A 17,409-nucleotide genomic window follows, 5' to 3' on the forward strand; every position below is an offset into this window, starting at 1 on the left:
TTATAATGTTGATTAAACTTGCCAGTCTAAAAAGTTTTGTAATAAACGCGTGCCCACTTTTGCGCTACGTTCAGGGTGAAATTGCATACCTGCGTAGTTATCGTTTGCTACGATGGCTGAAAACGTTTGCCCGTATTCGCCGCTAACAAGGGTTGCATCATTTACGGTATGCGCAAAGCTGTGGACAAAATACACTTGGTCGTTTTCATCAAGGCCTTTGGTTAAGGCATGTTCGCGATTCAGTATTAAATTGTTCCAACCCATGTGCGGTGAGGTTAAATTTCCCACATCAAGGGCGTTAACTTGACCTGGGATTTTACCCAAGCACTGCACATTACCTTCTTCAGTGCTGTCGCATAAAAGCTGCATACCTAAACAAATTCCCATTAGCGGGCGTTGGTATTCATTTATGGCTTGTTGCCAACCGCCTTCAACTAAGCGTTTCATTGCAACGGATGCATGACCCACACCCGGTAAAATAGCGCGTTCAAAGTTTTTAAGTTGCTCAGGAGAGGTGATCACCTCAGGTGTTTGCCCTAAACGTTCAAAAGCAAAACGCACAGAGTTGATATTGGCACAACCGGTATTAATTATGGCAATCATAAACACCCCTTAGAGCTTGCCGTTTGTTGGCTTGCGTCAGCGGCAATAGCCATACGTAACGCACGAGAGAATGCTTTAAACAAGCCTTCTACTTGATGATGACAGTTACCATCGCTAACCGACATGATTAAGCTAATTGCAGCATTATCACTTAAGCTTTTGAAGAAATGCTCCACCATTTGCACATCTAAGTCACCGGCTTTTTCACGGCTAAAGTTAGCGTTTAGAACAAATGATGCACGCCCTGATAAATCAATTTGTGCTTCTGCTTTGCATTCATCCATTGGCAGCGCAAACCCATAACGGGCAATTTGCGATTTTGTGCCAAGCGCTTCTTTTAATGCAAGGCCAAGGGCGATACCAATATCTTCTACTAAGTGGTGCTCATCTATGTGTAAGTCACCTTTGGCTTGAATATCAAGGCCGATATTGGCGTGAGTACGAATTTGATCAAGCATGTGATCAAAAAAGCCAAGACCTGTGCTGATCTCACCATTTTTACTTTGATCTAAATTGAGTTTTACATCAATTTGCGTTTCTTTGGTGTTGCGAGTGATGCGGCCTTGGCGATCTGCTGTGGTTAGTTTAGTAACAATGGCGTTCCAATCACCGTCATATAATATGCCTTCGCAGCATAAATTTTGCGCTAGGCCAATATCAGTTTGTCGATCGCCAATCACAAATGAACGGCCTAAATCAACTTTGCCAGAGCGCATAAGCTCGGTAAGTAAGCCTGTTTTAGGCTTACGGCAATCACAGTTTTGCTCATCAAAGTGAGGGCAAATTAGCACCTCGTCAAATTTGATCCCTTGGCTTGATAAAATATCCATCATTTTATCTTGGGCGATATCAAAGTCAGCAGTAGGAAAGCTATCTGTACCTAAACCATCTTGGTTCGACACCATTACTAAACGATAGCCCGCAGCTTGCAACTGTAATAGGGCAGGGATCACATTGGGTAAAAAAGCCAGTTTTTCTAAGCTGTCTACTTGTTTGTCTGTGATTGGCTCTTCAATGATAGTGCCGTCACGGTCGATAAATAAATACGGGTTGCTCATGATACTTCCTGCTCTGTTAGCGTGGTTGATTGGCTTAGGCCATCTAACCAAATTTTTACTTGTTCTAATTCTTGTTCATTACCAATTGAGATACGTAACCAGTCGTTTTCGCCATATAAGGTAAAGGCACGCATGACTAACCCTTGCTTTAATGCAATATTAAAGCTGTTTTTATCGGCCAGTTTTAAGGTAACAAAGTTACCTTCACCGCTGAGTACATTTAATACGGCAGGGGACGCACTAAGCCATTGCTTTAATTTTATTTTAAGGGCGTTCAAAATAGTAACTTGGCGGCGCATTGACGTAATTGCATCCGGGCTTAGGGCATTGGCTGCAATGCTTGCGACGACGGTTGATACTGGATACGGTGCAATTACTTTACGAATTGGCGCAAGTACTGACGCTTGTGCAAGAGTAAAGCCTGTACGTAGGCCTGCTAATGCAAAGGCTTTTGAAAGTGTACGCAATACAACCACGTTGGCAAATTGATTAATAAGGCTACTCGCGCTTTGCTCTGGACAAAACTCAATATAGGCTTCATCAACAATAACCAGCGCTTTATCAGTGAGGGCTGTCGCAATCGCTTTGATTTTATCAAGCGGTGTTAAGCTGCCTGTAGGGTTATTTGGGTTACAAATAAACACTAATTTACTGTTACCCACGGCTGTGATTATGTCATCAACTGAGCCATCTAATAACAGCGCTTGGCTTAAACCATTAATCGCGACATTATGGGTATCCGCGGTGACTTTATACATACCGTAAGTTGGTAAAAATAACGCTATGCTATCTTTAGTTGATTCACAGTATGTACGAACGAGTAACTCGATGCCTTCATCTGCACCACGAGTCATGAGTACTTGATCGGCGCTTAACTGCGCATAGTCAGCATAGCGATTGATCACGCTAGTGGGCTGTGGATCTGGGTAGCGATTTAAATCACTAATATTAATATCGATATTTTTTACATACGGGCTTTCGTTAGCATTTAACCACGTTGTGCCGGTCAGTTTTTCACTTTTAGCTGAACTATACGCTGCTAATGCATCAATATTTGCGGGTAATAAAGGGTTATTACTCATTATTCATTGCCTCTATTCATAGCCTCTAAACGCACCTTTACAGCATTGGCGTGGGCATCAAGTCCTTCAGCATCTGCAAGGGGTAGTATTGCTTTAGATAAGTTTTTTAAACCATTTTCGGTGATTGTTTGCACCGTATACGTACGGAAAAAATCAAGTAAGTTTAAGCTCGAATACGTTGCGCTATAACCGTAAGTGGGTAATACGTGGTTAGTACCCGACGCATAATCACCGGCTGATTCAGGAGTATAATCACCAACAAACACAGAGCCGGCATTTTTCACTTTATCTAAATACGGGTTAGCATCAGCTAATTGCAAAATTAAGTGTTCAGGGCCATAAAGTGCTGACACGTCAAATGCTTGCTCAATTGAATCTACCAATATGAGCGATGAGTTAGCAAGTGCTTTAGCGGCGATATCTTGTCGTGATAGTTTAGCTAACTGACGTTCAATCGCTTGTTGGGTGCGGGTAATCGTCAATTCACTGTTACTCAATAAAATAACTTGTGAATCCGCTCCGTGCTCTGCTTGAGATAATAAATCAGCGGCAATAAATTCAGGGTTAGCGCGCTCATCAGCAATAACTAAAACCTCAGATGGGCCAGCTGGCATATCTATTGCCATACCGGGAATAGTTTGTGCGACAAGTTGCTTAGCCATAGTGACAAAGCTGTTACCAGGGCCAAAAATTTTATTCACCTTGGGCACAGAGTCTGTACCATAAGCCATGGCGGCGATTGCACCGGCGCCGCCACTTTCTACGATTGTTTTGATTCCGCATAATTTAGCCGCATATAAAATTGCTGGGTTGATTTGCGCATCACCTTGCACTGGCGTTGCAAGTACCACGGTTTTTGCACCGCTTAACTGTGCAAGTACACCTTGCATAATAACCGACGAAGGCAATGGCGCACTGCCACCGGGTACATAAATACCCACCGCTTCAATCGCTTGATATTTTAGTTCACACAACACGCCAGGTTGAGTGGTTAACTTAATATCTTTAGGTAATTGCGCTTGATGAAAGCGTTTAACATTGGCATATGCTGTATCAATTGCATATTTAAGTTCGGGGCTTAACAGTGAAACAGCACTATTAATTTCCTCAACAGGCACTAATAATCGTGGTGCCTCGCGATTATCAAACTGCTTTGCCATTGTAAGTAAGGCTTCATCACCTTGCTCTTTTACGTTTGCCATTATGGTCTGGCAAATTTCTTCTACCTCAGCACTCGCACTTACAGCAGGGCGCATTAGCGCCGCTGCTTGTGCATCAGCGGATACCTCATTCCAGCGCAGCATCGAGTTACTCCATCATTTTTTCAATTGGCATAACGAGGATAGAATTTGCACCAAGTGCTTTTAATTGCTCCATCGTTTCCCAAAATAGCGTTTCGCTGCTGACCATGTGTAGGGCAACATATTCTTCAGAACCGGCAAGTGCTAGTACTGTTGGTTGGCCTGAACCTGGAAGAATATCGCAAATTTCATCTAATTTATCTTTTGGTGCGTGTAGCATGATGTACTTGCTTTCTTTAGCTTGTCTAACGCCACGCAGACGCGGCATAAGCTTGTTGATAAGCGCCAGTTTATCAGTATCTTGTAAATCTTTATTTTGAATTAAACAGGCGTTTGATTCTAAAATTGTATCGCCTTGCATTAGGCCGTTTGCTTCAAGGGTTGCACCTGTTGATACTAAATCACAAATTGCATCAGCAAGACCTGCACGAGGTGCAACTTCAACTGAACCCGTTAGCATAACAGTGCTGGCGTTAATACCTTCACGCTTTAGGTATTGAGTAAGAATTTCTGGGTAAGTGGTAGCAATACGTTTACCTTCAAACCAGCTTTTATCTTGTTTACCGAGCTCTTGAGGCCAAGCTAAAGCTAAGCGACAGTAGCCAAAATCAAGTTTAGATAGTTTGTTTACTTCACTTGGTACGCCTTGACGTTCACGCTCAGCTTGTACTTCAACAAGCACGTTTTCGCCCACGATACCCAAGTCACACACACCATCCATAACAAGGCCCGGAATATCGTCATCGCGCACACGCAGTACGTCAATTGGCATATTGGTTGAGTGGGCGATTAAGCGTTGCTCACGTAAATTAAGTTTTACACCTAATTGTTTTAGTAAGTCTTGGCAATCTTTAGAAAGGCGGCCACCTTTTTGGATGGCGATACGTAGACGGTTGCTGTTACTCATTATTCATTTTCCTTTAATTTAAAAACTAAAAACCCCGAGGGAACCTCAGGGCGAAAATGAATCTTTATATGTTGATTCGCCAGAGGTTCCTTTTAGGAATAACCTCTCAGCGAAAGACCTGACAGGTTATTCCGGTGAATGGTGGTGATGATGTACTGTTGTCAGGTTTAAGCGCATTATAATATTTCCTAAATAACTTTCGTTTTGCATTACAGTGTATAAACAAAAGTTGTTAATCTGTTTAAGTAAATTTCACATATAGAAAAACATTTAATGGTTAAACTGGCAAGTTTTTTTTGCATAAATTAAAGAATAAGCTATAACGGCCGATGATAAGAGTAACCAAAGGAGGAACGTATGGATATGATGATCCCTTATTTAGGGCAAATTACTCGCTTACAGCTTGAATCAAAAGGTGCTTTTCACATTGCGGGGGTAAAAGACTCGAACGCGCAGCGAATTGAACGTGAAAAACGTAGAAAAAGAGAGCTACTTCAAAAAGAAATATTGCAGGGTAAAAAGCCAAAATCAGATAAAACAGCAATAACAGAAGATGAAAATGGCGAAAAACATCTTGATACTTGGGCCTAAAAGCTCAGTACATCCATAGTATTTATTTAATCTGCTATATTAAATATACACAGAAATTAATAAATATGTACGTTGAGGTATTTGATGGATAAGCCATTACTTCCTGACAATGAAGACGTTAGACTTGCAGGATTAAGAGCGCTAAATATTTTAGACACGCAAAGTGAAGAATCACTTGATAGAGTTACACGCCTCGCTAAATACTTATTTGATGTACCAATTTCACTGATTAGCTTAGTAGATGAAGATAGGCAATGGTTTAAATCATGTATAGGGCTTGATGTTAAAGAAACACCTCGCGATATTTCTTTTTGTGGTCACGCTATATTAGATGATGACCCACTCGTTATTTGTGATACTCTTGCTGATCCCCGTTTTGCAGATAATCCACTGGTTTTAAATACACCGAAGATACGTTTTTATGCAGGCTATCCAATTAAATTATCTGAAGGTGTGCGTATTGGCACGCTTTGTATTATTGATATCAAACCCCGAGCGTTTTCTAATGAAGATAAACAAGCATTAAAAGATCTTACGCTGATAACTCAACGTGAGATATCAATTATGCAATTAGCAACTCGTGATGAGTTAACAAATATTCCTAATCGACGAGGTTTTATTTTAATGGCTGAGCGCTATCTAGATTTGTGTATCAGACAGCAGTTTAATGCGATTGTCATTTTTATTGATCTCGATTCATTTAAGCCAATTAATGATAAATATGGTCATGCTGAAGGTGATAGAGTCCTGCAGCTGTTTGCTAGTATTATAAGTTCATTGTGCTGTAAATCGGATCTATTCGGTCGTTTTGGTGGTGATGAGTTTGTGCTTTTGTTGACACAGGTTACGCTGAGTGAATGCCAGCGGCTTATCTCGCGAATAGAAAAAAGTGCAGCTACGTTAAATTTGTCACTGCCCAGCTCGACAACTGTGAGTTTTTCGTTTGGTGTTGCTGAGTTTAACCCCCGACAGCCGTTAGAACTAGAACAATTGTTGCAAATAGCAGATTCCGATATGTATAAAAATAAGGAGGCTAAAAAGGCAAGTTAACCTTTTTAGCCTTGAATAAAACTACTTAGCAGAGTTAATACTACTATGGATCAGCGGTGAAATAGTAAGGCCTTGCACTATAATCGAAAAGATCACTACCACATAAGTGACAATAACAATCAGATTATGTAAGTCTGAACTACCAATAAATACTTGATCGCGAGGTATAGCTGCCGCCATTGCCAGCGCAAGGCCACCACGCAAACCACCCCAAGTTAAGATTTTCACTGTATGTCTGTCGTATTTTCTAAACTTCTTGAACACCACAAACGGCGCGCCAACACTGATAAAACGCGCAAATAGCACCAATGGTACCATTAATAGTCCTAAACCAATTTCAGCAAGGCTGATGGGCATAGTGACAATGAGCATGCCAATAATCAAAAACAATAACGCATTTAGAAAGCTATCGGTAGCATGCCAAAAGTCTTTTACATAACGCGTGTCTTCGGGCCCGGTGCGTTCAGTGGCTTTAGTGCGGGTTATATTACCCAGCAATATGCCACTGGTTACCATTGCCAGAGCACCTGATATCTCCCAAATATTAGCTGCAGCAAACCCGGCGGTTGGAATGGTTAATGTAAGTAATAAGCGAATATTTACATCGCGGCTGTTAATTATTAAAAAATGACCCACTAAGGCTATTGCAAGACCAAATACAATTCCGCCGATTGCATCGACTAAAAACAATTCACCAATATCAGCCACTGTGGCTTCAGTGCCATAAAATGCCACTGCAAAAATGGTGGTGAAGATCACCAAACCAATACCATCGTTAAACAGTGACTCGCCTTCAACTTGCACAGATATCCCCTCGGGAGCGCGCATTTGTTTGATGATGGCAAGTACGGCAATTGGATCGGTCGGGCTTATCAGGGCACCAAATAATAAACAGTAAATAAAAGGTACAGGCCACCCCATGAGTGCGAATAAATAAAAACTTAAATAACCAATTATGAAGGTTGAAGCGAGAGTTGAAAATAACACCAGCGCTGTTATTTCCCAGCGCTGCTTTTTAAGTGCAGCAAGGTTAATTTCAAGGGCGCCAGCAAAAAGTAAAAAGCCCAACATACCTTTGAGTAATAATTGATTAAAATCAATGCTTGAGACGATTTGGGTTATCTCTAATGCGGTCGAGTCACCTTGTAATTTAACCGCTAAAATTAATAACAATGATATAACCACTGAGCCTGTAGTGATGGCAATGGTTGTTTGCATCTTAAGGATGTATTGATTAGCAAAAGCAATAAATATAGCCAGTGCGGATAAAAAACAGATGAGGTACCAAGCATTCATAGATTAACCCTAATTAATATGTACAGGTGCTTATAGTCCAATAAAATATATAGCCTAATAAAATAGTTATGTTCCATAGAGTACTTGTTAATCTTACAAATACAGTATGAATCTATTTACTATTTAGCGGAGTTTTTCCGTGGCGCTATGGTACTCCTGTCTTTTTTATAAGTCACAAGGAAAACCGCTTTTTGTTATGCGATTTCGTTTATTTTTATATAAATTATTGCATGCAACGGAGTAATATTTGACTGAGTGTTGCATTGACTTGCTCTACAGTCATACCTTACGTAAAATCCAGCTATTATTTTTAGTAAAGCGATCGTTATTATCAAACAGCTTTTTAGTGCAGATGGGCCATTAGCACTGTCTTTGGATGGTTATACGCCGCGCCAGCCGCAAATTGACATGGCGGTGGCCGTTAGTGATGCTTTGAAGAACCGTACGCAATTGGTTGTTGAGGCAGGAACGGGAACAGGTAAAACCTATGCATATTTGGCTCCTGCATTAAAATCTAAAGGTAAAACTATTATTTCTACCGGTACTAAAGCCTTGCAGGAACAGTTGTACCACAGAGATTTACCGCAATTAGTAAAAGCACTGAGTGCCAGTAAAAAAACCGCCTTACTCAAAGGGCGCAGTAATTACTTATGTATTTATCGGCTAAATCAGCATGTTGCCCATGTACCGACAGATGATTCAGACGTGATGCATCAATTAGCTATGGTGGCTAAATTTGCCAGTGAGACCCGTACCGGTGACTTAGCAGATTGTATTGGTATTGAAGAAGACGCCAAAGTTTTACCTTATGTAAGCTCTACCGCCGATAATTGTTTAGGTAAAGAATGCCCTGATTTTCAAGATTGCTATATTCGTAAAGCGCGATTAACAGCTATGGATGCCGATGTGGTGGTGGTAAACCATCATTTATTTTTTGCCGATATGGCAGTGAAAGACACTGGCTTTGCCGAGCTTATTCCAACTGCTGACGCGTATATTTTTGACGAAGCACATCAGCTGAGTGAAATAGCCAGTGATTATTTTGGGGAAAGTGTCAGTACTAAAAAGCTGGTCGATTTAATCAATGATCTGCGGGCAATTTATAGAGCAGACATACCTGATATGCTGCAACTGGGCAAAACGCTCAATAAATTAGAAACCAGTGTCGCTGACTTACGGTTACAATTTGGCATTGATAGCAGTCGGGGAGATTGGCGGCAAATGCTCGCTAGCAAAGAAATTTGTGCCGCATTACACCGGGTGATTAGTGACCTTGATTTTTTATATCAAGTGCTCAAACATTGTTTAGATAGAAGTGACAAAATAGAACACCCATTTGAGCGTACACTCGCATTTAAAGGTCAATTAGAGCGTGTGTTCGATATTAGCCAAACAGGTTACAGTTATTGGTATGAAACCACTCGCCGTTATTTGACTGTGCACGTTACACCATTGAATGTGTCTGTTAAATTTGCACAAATGATGAAAGATACCGGCGCTGGCTTTGTATTTACCTCTGCAACTTTGTCTGTCGATAATGCCCTTGAACATTTTAATGCAAGCCTAGGCTTAAAGCCTGCCAAAAGCATGATGGTAGACAGCCCATTTGACTATTATCAGCAGGCACTTTTATGTTTACCACGTTATTTACCAGAGACACACGCGGCAAATATGCCCCATGCAATCGTGAAGCTTACCTTAGATTTAATAAAAGCGGCAAAAGGACGCTGCTTTGTGTTGTTTACCAGCTACCGTATGATGCACTTGGTGGCTGAGGGGCTAAGTACACAAATTGATTACCCTATTTACATGCAAGGGCAAATGTCTAAACGTATCATACTCGAAAAATTCACCCGCCATGGTAATGCTGTTTTACTTGGCACAGCTTCATTTTGGGAAGGGGTTGATGTGCGAGGAAGTGCGTTAAGCTGTGTTATTATTGACAAATTGCCTTTTGCAGCACCAGATGATCCCTTATTACAAGCTAAGATGCAGGATGCACAACGACAAGGCCATGACCCATTTGCATATATACAACTGCCACAAGCTGTTATTGCACTCAAACAAGGTGTTGGCCGCTTAATTCGTGATAATAAAGATAAAGGCGTATTAGTTATTTGTGATAACCGCCTAGTGACACGACACTATGGCCAGGTATTCTTAAAAAGCTTACCGCCAATGCGCCGCACCCGAAGTTTGGCAGTTGCCAGCGAATTTTTAGAACATATTAATTAGAGAAATAATTGCCATGAATGAGCAACTAACTGCGAGTAAAATAAACATATTGGCGCTTGATGCCTCAACAGAAGCACTGTCTTTAGTGCTTAGTTATAACGGTCAGCTGTTTCATCATTTTGAAGAGTGCCCACAGCAACATAGCCAAAAGATCTTACCTTTGGTTGATTCATTACTAGCGCAAGCAAGTTGTAAGTTAACTGATTTAGATGTGATTGGTTTTGGTCAAGGCCCTGGTAGTTTTACTGGAGTGCGTATCAGTGTGGCGATTGCTCAGGGACTTGCTTATGCATGTAAGTTACCGTTAGTTGGAGTATCAACCTTGCAAATGATGGCGCAACAAGCATATCAGCAGACCGGGCAGGTGAGTGTTTTAAGTGCTATTGATGCACGGATGGGGGAAATTTATTTCGCTCACTATATGATAAATGAGCTGGGGATCATGACATTACAAGGTGAAGAGCAAGTATTGAAACCAGCGCAGTTAACACTTGAAGGTAAACAAGGTATTGCTGTTGGCACGGGGTGGCAAACATACCCTGAAGTATTACATAATAATGCGAATATACAGTTAAATAACGAGATCACCTTACCCGATGCGGGTTTTATGTTATCCACAGTTAGCCATGAATTTGCTGAGCAACGTACTGTATCTGCTGCGCAAGCTCAGCCAAAATATGTACGTGATACAGTGACCTGGAAAAAACTACCAGGGCGCGAATAACGCAACTTGCAAGGTTATTAAATATGGCACATAATTTAATAACCTTAAATAGCGAGACCTAACTGTGACTATACCGATTGGTTCAGGTTTTTACACGGGAGATATCCCGGGTAAAATCACCACAAAACAGAGTATAACTAATAAGCCGCAAGGCTTGTTAGAGCAGCCTGTTGCCGAGGGTAAAAAGTCTGTCGAATTTGTTAAGTCTAACCAAGCAGGTATTGCGCTTGCCGATAAACTACACAGTGAAACACTAACGCCTAATTATCGACAAACAATTTATGACCAACCTACTGCAAAAGTAAGTCGTGCAATTTCTACTTACACCGAGTTTGCAAACCTTGAACGCCGAGCTGAAGTACAAAACTTGATCGGTGTTGATATTTACGCTTAAAATGAGCATGAGCTTTTTTCACTTTCTGTTAACGTATTTCGCTTGTTTATTTTCCTAAACTAGGTATTGTTGGTGAAAAAAGAATAAGATCGACTTGTGTTACTCACTACGTTTTTTAATCAATTTAATCAAAGTGCTGTAAAGCTTTCATCGAATACAATTATATTGTCTTTGCGCGAAGGGTATATTGCTTTAATTCCATTCTTTATTGTTGCCTCTGTTATTACGCTCCTAAATCAGTGGTTTAATATTGCGGATAAAACAGGTAATCATGTTTTCCTTAATGAGTTTAACTTATTGGTGTGGGCGTTATTTCCACTCATCACATTGATTTCTTTTAGTTATTATCTTTCTAAAAATTTACAGTTACATACGATTGCAGCACCTGTGCTAGTCGTTACTTGTTTTTGCGCCAGTACTGGCTATGTGTATGTTGACTCAACAGGCATTAATGTTGACAATAAATCCGGTGTTCTTTATTCCATTTTAATGCCAATTTTTTGTTGTTATTCATTACGTTACTTTTCATCCATCAAAGCCTTGAAACTAGTTGGCATTAGCACGATCAGTTTATTTTTACGCAAGCACCTCAATTTAATATTCCCATTTTTATTAGTTAGTATGCTCACATTGCTGATTACCCCGTATGTAAGCGAATTAGGTCGATTTATTTTAACATCCATGATCAGTGATACGGTTGCAACCAGTACTTTTGAGAAAGTTAGTTTACAGATGATAATGGCACACACCTTGTGGTTTTTTGGTGTTCATGGTGATAACGCTTATCATATTTTAGCGCCAGTTAGCTATACTGACTATGAAGTGTTAGCAGGATTAACAAGTTATAATTTTTTTAGTGTCTTTGTTCTGCTAGGTGGTACAGGCTGTATATGGGGATTGATCATTGCGTGCTATTTAATTAAAGATGCAGAGCATGAGCGAAGTATTGCACGAATTTCAGCACCATTGGCTGTCTTTAATATTAGTGAAGTGATGATTTATGCACTGCCGATTGTGTTTAATCCTTATTTTATTATTCCTTTTTTACTTACGCCAATTTTGAATGGCGGGATTGCCTTTTTATTAATTGATAATGGATTTTTAGTACTCAGTAGCAGTGAAAGTATTCCATGGTTTACCCCTGTAATACTCAGTGGTTGGATGGCAACTCATAATTGGACGGGGATTGCGCTGCAGCTACTATTAATTGCCCTTAATGTAGCCATTTACTACCCATTTGTGCTGGCAAATAAGCGACTTAATATTACGGGCAAGTCATTGGATATTTTAGTAAAACGCTATAGTGCTGGGTTAAGTGTAGAGGGGCAAGCAGAGCAAAGCTTTGCCAGTGCTCATTCTAAAAAGCTTGTTGAACAATACAGTTTAAAGGCAGTGACCGATACACTAAACAGTGGCGCACTTGCCCTTTATTATCAACCAAAAATCGACCCCACTACGCAGAAAATCATTGGTTTTGAGGCGTTACTGAGGCTAATTAAAAGCAATGGTGAAGTTGTAGGTCCTTGGTTTTTAGCAACGCTAGAGCATAATAATTTAATGCAGGTGATTGATGATTTTGTAATTGATCAGCTTGAAGTTGATTTAGGTAATTTTGCCAGAAATGGCTTTAAGCCAAAAATTAGCTTTAATATTTCGCCACAAAATTTACTCGATGGTGGTTATAAACGAGTAGTAAAAGCGTTTAGCCGATACCCTAATCAAGTTGAAGTTGAAATATTGGAGTCTAGCTATATTGAAGACTTTGATGCGACGATTGATTTAGTAAAGCATTTAAATGAACATAATATCGAATGTGCAATGGATGACTTTGGTACCGGTTATTCGTGCCTATCCGTATTATCCAAACTAAATGTAAATACTATTAAGCTTGACCGCAGCTTATTACCTGAACACGGTAATAGCAAGTCTGTGATGCTGTATCAGCATTTGGCAAAAATTTGTGATGAATTAGGTTTTAATATTGTCGCGGAAGGGGTTGAAAATGATTTGCATGAAGATGTGGTGAAAAAAGCCAAGATACAGTGTGCACAAGGCTTTTTATATAATAAGGCGTTGCCGTTTAATATTGTTCTTGAGCTTTTACAAAAACAACATAAACCCTAATTAATTTTGCTCAATAAAGCTAATTAGTTTATTTGCTATATCGGTATTATTCAGTGAACCGGTAAAGTGTTCAGCCCCTTTACCGTGAGCGAAAACTTGTACGTCAATTGCTGTATGGCCGCCTGTTGTCCAACCAGTAAAGCTGGCATTGCTGATGATATCTTTAATTGCCAAATTAAGTGCTTTGTCACCTAATTTTTTAGCTTGCTCAAGCTTAGCTTGATTTTCCGGTGTATAATCAATGCTGGTGTTTGCAGTCCAAATTGCTTTTAAGTCACTAGACTCACTCATTAATTTAGTTAAAGTAACAGCGGTTGCTTTAACGCCCTTTACGATTTCAGTTTCCCACTTATATTGACCATGAGCACCGAGTGTTAACCCACCAGTAGAGTGATCGGCTGTGATCACCAATAAAGTATCAGGGTTGTTATCGACGTAGGCTTTTGCTTGCTCAATTGATTTTGCAAAGTCGTCCATTTCAGCCATTGCACAGGCAATATCATTGGCATGGCCGCACCAATCAATCTGGCTGCCTTCGATCATAACGAAAAAGCCATCTTTCTTATTTTTATCCAATAATTCAAGCGCTTTATTGGTCATTTTTGTTAAACGTGTGGGGTTTTTATCTAATGCAAAATCAAGTGCAACCGGTGCAAACAATCCTAAAGCAGGAATTTGTTTTATATCTTTTAATGCAGCGAAATCATCACTGTATTGGTAACCTGCTTGTTTAAATTCTTCAACTAAATTACGGTCTTCGCGGATATAATATTTGGTACCACCACCTAGCATCAAATCGACAGGTAACTTACCCGCAATTTTATTGTCAATGTAATCATTGGCAATCTCGTCATAGTTACGGCGTGATTCATTATGGGCAGCAAAGCTGGCTGGCGTTGCATGGTTTATTTGTGAAGTGGCAACTAACGCTGTGATCATGCCTTGCTGCTTGGCGATTTCTAGCATGGTTTTAAGTGGTTTTTTAGCTGTATCGACAGCGATTGCACCATTGTAGCTTTTATGACCTGAACTAAGCGCGGTTGCACCTGCGGCACTGTCTGTTACATAAGTATGATCATCAGGGTAAGTATGCGCCATACCAGTAAGCATAGTGTCAAATACAGTGCTTTCAATTTCTTTAGTTGATGGGTCATCTTTAAAGTAGCGGTATGCTGTTGTATAAGCGGGGCCCATACCATCACCAATCATATAAATAATGTTCTTTGGTGCTTGCTCTGCATATACACTTGCAGAGCATAATAATGCCAATAGGCTTATTTGTTTTTTCATTTTTGTACCCTGTTTATTATGTGGTGTTATTGTATACCCACTGTATGATAAATAAATGTCTTTTTCGTTAAACGACCTAAAAAGAAAGAGGAGTTACAAAGTGCATCCATTTTCTGTACAAAGTGGCGAATTAACACTTCATGGCCTAACCTTTGGCCAAGGCAAGGAGATAGTGATCGGATTGCACGGTTGGTTAGATAACTGTCATAGTTTTTTACCTATGTTAGAAAACAATACATTATCAGCAACCTGGTATTGCATAGATTTTCCAGGGCATGGAAAGTCTGACTGGCGTGGGGCTGATGCCCATTATTATTTTATTGATTATATAGATGATATAGATGATATTTATAATTTAATTGATAAACTCTCAGTTGCAAAAGTACACTTGGTTGGCCATTCGATGGGCGCAATGGCTGCAGGATTGTTTGCTAGTTGTTTTGCTGAAAAAGTAAAATCAGTGACTATGATTGAAGGACTTGGCGTTATCACCACTCCCAGCGAAGAAGTGGTGACGCAATTGCGCAAGGCTATTTTAAACCGCCATCGCATTAAGCAAAAAGTGCCAAGATACTACGACTCAAAACAAACACTATACCAAGCACGTGCGCAGGTGAGTGATTTGCCACTTGATTTAGTGACAGTTTTGATGGAGCGAAATATAATCAAAGGTGAACAAGGCTGGCTATTAAGTACGGATCCAAAGCTTAAAAATCATTCAGGTTTTAGGTTTGACGAGCAGCAATGTATAACGGCTATAAGCGAAATAAATGTGCCGTGCCAATTAATATTAGGGCATCAAGGTTATCCATTTGTGAAGCAGAATTTAGATAAATATGGTTGTTATTACAAAGGTTTAATAGTAAATAAGGTTGTGGGCGGACATCATTGTCATATGCAAAGCCCGAGTGAATGTTTACAACACGTTCAAGCATTTATGCTGCAAACTGGTGCATGTTAATTGTATATTTGCACAAAATGTGGGAATATTTGCAGAATTAGAGTTATTGCTCAATTGTGGAATTGCCTTACTTAGTTTAAGGTTTAATAAAAATAAATTATAAACAGAACAGGAGCTAAGAGTGGAAAAAATTTGGCTGAAGCGCTACCCAGAGGGTATGCCTGAAACAATCGATCCTGAGCACTACAACTCGTTGTTAGAAGTGTTTGAAAAAAGCTTCACTGATTACAAAGACTTGCCTGCATTTACCAATATGGGTAAAACATTGAGTTATGCTGAAATAGATAGCGCTACTAAGCGTGTTGCAGCGTATATTCAAAATGATCTAGGGTTAAAAAAAGGCGATAAAGTGGCAGTGATGATGCCAAATTTATTGCAAACTCCAGTTTCAATATTAGGTATTTTGCGTGCTGGCTGTGTAGTGGTAAATGTTAATCCACTTTATACAGTTCGCGAGCTTGAACATCAGTTAAATGATTCGCAAACTTCAGCAATTTTTATCCTTGCTAACTTCGCTGACACGCTAGAAAAGGCACTGCCAAAAACCAATGTAAAACACATAGTTGTTACGCAAGTCGGTGATATGGTTGGTGGTATTAAAAAGCATGTGGTTAACTTTGTTGTTAAATACATCAAGAAAATGGTGCCAAGCTATTCTCTGCCTAAGGTAATTAAGTTTGACGCTTTACTTGGCGCTAATGAAGCTAATTACAATAAGCCTGAAGTGTGCTTATCTGATTTGGCATTTTTGCAATACACTGGTGGTACAACTGGTGTTTCTAAAGGCGCAATGCTAACCCATGGCAACATGGTCGGTAATTTAGAGCAAGTATCAGGTTGTTTAGATAAAGTATTAGAGCGCGGTAAAGAAGTCGTGGTCACTGCATTACCGCTTTATCATATCTTTGCCCTAACGGCTAACTGCTTAACCTTTATGAAATACGGTGGCTTAAATTTATTGATCACCAACCCTCGTGATATGAAAGGCTTTGTAAAAGAGTTAAGCCAACATAAATTCACCGCGATTACCGGTGTAAATACGTTATTTAATGGGTTACTCAACACCCCTGGCTTTGCAGAACTAGATTTTTCAAGTCTGAAAATGTCATTGGGTGGGGGGATGGCTGTACAGCGCCCTGTTGCTGAAAAATGGCAAAAAATTACCAGCAGTAAACTAATGGAAGGCTATGGTTTAACAGAGTGTTCGCCATTGGTTACTGTCAGCCCATATGATCTAGACTCTTACAATGGTTCGATTGGTTTACCAGCGCCAAGTACAGAGCTAAAACTGATGTTAGATAATGGTGAAGAAGCCGCCAAAGGTGAGCCTGGTGAGCTTTGGGTAAAAGGTCCGCAAGTTATGGCTGGCTATTATAATCGTCCAGATGCTACAGCTGAATGCCTGCAAGATGGTTGGTTTGCAACTGGCGATATTGCTACTTATGACGATGAAGGGTTCTTTTACATTGTTGACCGTAAAAAGGATATGATTATTGTATCTGGCTTTAACGTGTTCCCAAATGAAATTGAAGAAGTGATTGCAATGCATGACGGCGTGCTTGAGGCTGCGGCAATTGGCATCCCACATGATGTTAGCGGCGAACAAGTTAAAGTTTTTATAGTTAAAAAAGACCCATCTTTAACTGAAAAAGATATAATAAACCACTGTCGTGATAATTTAACTAATTACAAGGTCCCGAAACTGGTTGAGTTTAGGGATGAATTGCCAAAAACAAACGTTGGCAAGATACTCAGACGAGCCTTGAAAGATTAGCAAGCTAAAAAGCCGACAT

At 40.0% G+C, this 17,409-nt stretch carries 15 protein-coding genes; 8 read left to right on the forward strand and 7 right to left on the reverse strand.

From position 1 onward, the window contains the following. Window positions 1-12: 12 nt before the first annotated feature. The 5 genes from hisH to hisG are packed head-to-tail and all read right to left on the reverse strand — an operon-like array spanning window position 13 to window position 4,951. Window positions 13-603, reverse strand: coding sequence for an imidazole glycerol phosphate synthase subunit HisH (gene hisH, locus CWB85_RS04350; RefSeq protein WP_138554199.1), 591 nt, complete (start codon window positions 601-603; stop codon window positions 13-15). Further along, window positions 600-1,661 (reverse strand): bifunctional histidinol-phosphatase/imidazoleglycerol-phosphate dehydratase HisB, encoded by a 1,062-nt coding sequence (gene hisB, locus CWB85_RS04355; RefSeq protein WP_138554200.1) that lies wholly within the window; start codon window positions 1,659-1,661, stop codon window positions 600-602. Before hisB ends, hisH begins: the two co-directional genes overlap by 4 nt. Further along, on the reverse strand, window positions 1,658-2,743 hold the full coding sequence (gene hisC / locus CWB85_RS04360; protein ID WP_138554201.1) for a histidinol-phosphate transaminase: 1,086 nt from the start codon (window positions 2,741-2,743) through the stop codon (window positions 1,658-1,660). Before hisC ends, hisB begins: the two co-directional genes overlap by 4 nt. After that, window positions 2,743-4,047 carry a histidinol dehydrogenase gene (hisD, locus tag CWB85_RS04365; RefSeq protein ID WP_016706650.1) on the reverse strand — a complete coding sequence of 435 codons (1,305 nt, stop codon included), beginning with the start codon at window positions 4,045-4,047 and terminating at the stop codon, window positions 2,743-2,745. The genes hisC and hisD overlap by 1 nt, the downstream gene beginning before the upstream one ends. Before the next feature lie 4 nt (window positions 4,048-4,051). Beyond that, entirely contained in the window at window positions 4,052-4,951 is a 900-nt protein-coding gene (gene hisG, locus CWB85_RS04370; RefSeq protein WP_138554202.1) for an ATP phosphoribosyltransferase, read from the reverse strand. Window positions 4,952-5,308: 357 nt separating this feature from the next. Between hisG and CWB85_RS04375 the strand changes: the two genes are divergently transcribed. Together CWB85_RS04375 and CWB85_RS04380 are read left to right on the forward strand one after the other, a co-directional pair. Then, window positions 5,309-5,542 (forward strand): hypothetical protein, encoded by a 234-nt coding sequence (locus CWB85_RS04375; RefSeq protein WP_016706648.1) that lies wholly within the window; start codon window positions 5,309-5,311, stop codon window positions 5,540-5,542. Window positions 5,543-5,626: 84 nt separating this feature from the next. Then, a complete protein-coding gene (locus CWB85_RS04380; RefSeq protein ID WP_138554203.1) occupies window positions 5,627-6,592 on the forward strand; it encodes a GGDEF domain-containing protein in 966 nt (321 codons plus the stop codon). Between the two features lie 21 nt (window positions 6,593-6,613). On the opposite strand, the gene CWB85_RS04385 is transcribed toward CWB85_RS04380, so the two are convergent. Then, complete coding sequence (locus tag CWB85_RS04385; protein WP_138554204.1) at window positions 6,614-7,888, reverse strand: cation:proton antiporter; 1,275 nt, start codon at window positions 7,886-7,888, stop codon at window positions 6,614-6,616. A gap of 321 nt (window positions 7,889-8,209) precedes the next feature. Here CWB85_RS04385 and yoaA point away from each other — a divergent pair, with 321 nt between their 5' ends. The 4 genes from yoaA (at window position 8,210) to CWB85_RS04405 (ending at window position 13,365) form a co-directional block, all read left to right on the forward strand. Then, complete coding sequence (gene yoaA, locus CWB85_RS04390) at window positions 8,210-10,123, forward strand: DNA repair helicase YoaA (protein WP_036980280.1); 1,914 nt, start codon at window positions 8,210-8,212, stop codon at window positions 10,121-10,123. A gap of 13 nt (window positions 10,124-10,136) precedes the next feature. Continuing rightward, a complete protein-coding gene (gene tsaB / locus CWB85_RS04395) occupies window positions 10,137-10,847 on the forward strand; it encodes a tRNA (adenosine(37)-N6)-threonylcarbamoyltransferase complex dimerization subunit type 1 TsaB (protein WP_016706644.1) in 711 nt (236 codons plus the stop codon). A 64-nt stretch (window positions 10,848-10,911) separates the two neighbouring features. Beyond that, window positions 10,912-11,241 (forward strand): hypothetical protein, encoded by a 330-nt coding sequence (locus tag CWB85_RS04400; RefSeq protein WP_016706643.1) that lies wholly within the window; start codon window positions 10,912-10,914, stop codon window positions 11,239-11,241. Window positions 11,242-11,337: 96 nt separating this feature from the next. Next, window positions 11,338-13,365, forward strand: coding sequence for an EAL domain-containing protein (locus tag CWB85_RS04405; protein ID WP_249314782.1), 2,028 nt, complete (start codon window positions 11,338-11,340; stop codon window positions 13,363-13,365). On the opposite strand, the gene CWB85_RS04410 is transcribed toward CWB85_RS04405, so the two are convergent. Next, on the reverse strand, window positions 13,366-14,655 hold the full coding sequence (locus CWB85_RS04410) for an alkaline phosphatase (RefSeq protein ID WP_016706642.1): 1,290 nt from the start codon (window positions 14,653-14,655) through the stop codon (window positions 13,366-13,368). It abuts the gene before it with no gap. A gap of 100 nt (window positions 14,656-14,755) precedes the next feature. Here CWB85_RS04410 and CWB85_RS04415 point away from each other — a divergent pair, with 100 nt between their 5' ends. Both CWB85_RS04415 and fadD read left to right on the forward strand, forming a co-directional pair. Then, on the forward strand, window positions 14,756-15,616 hold the full coding sequence (locus CWB85_RS04415) for an alpha/beta fold hydrolase (protein WP_138554205.1): 861 nt from the start codon (window positions 14,756-14,758) through the stop codon (window positions 15,614-15,616). A 121-nt stretch (window positions 15,617-15,737) separates the two neighbouring features. Next, window positions 15,738-17,390, forward strand: a complete 1,653-nt coding sequence (gene fadD / locus CWB85_RS04420; protein WP_138554206.1) for a long-chain-fatty-acid--CoA ligase FadD — start codon at window positions 15,738-15,740, stop codon at window positions 17,388-17,390. Window positions 17,391-17,409 lie beyond the last annotated feature (19 nt).

The organism is Pseudoalteromonas sp. S1727, from assembly GCF_005886375.1.
GTDB lineage: Bacteria > Pseudomonadota > Gammaproteobacteria > Enterobacterales > Alteromonadaceae > Pseudoalteromonas > Pseudoalteromonas haloplanktis.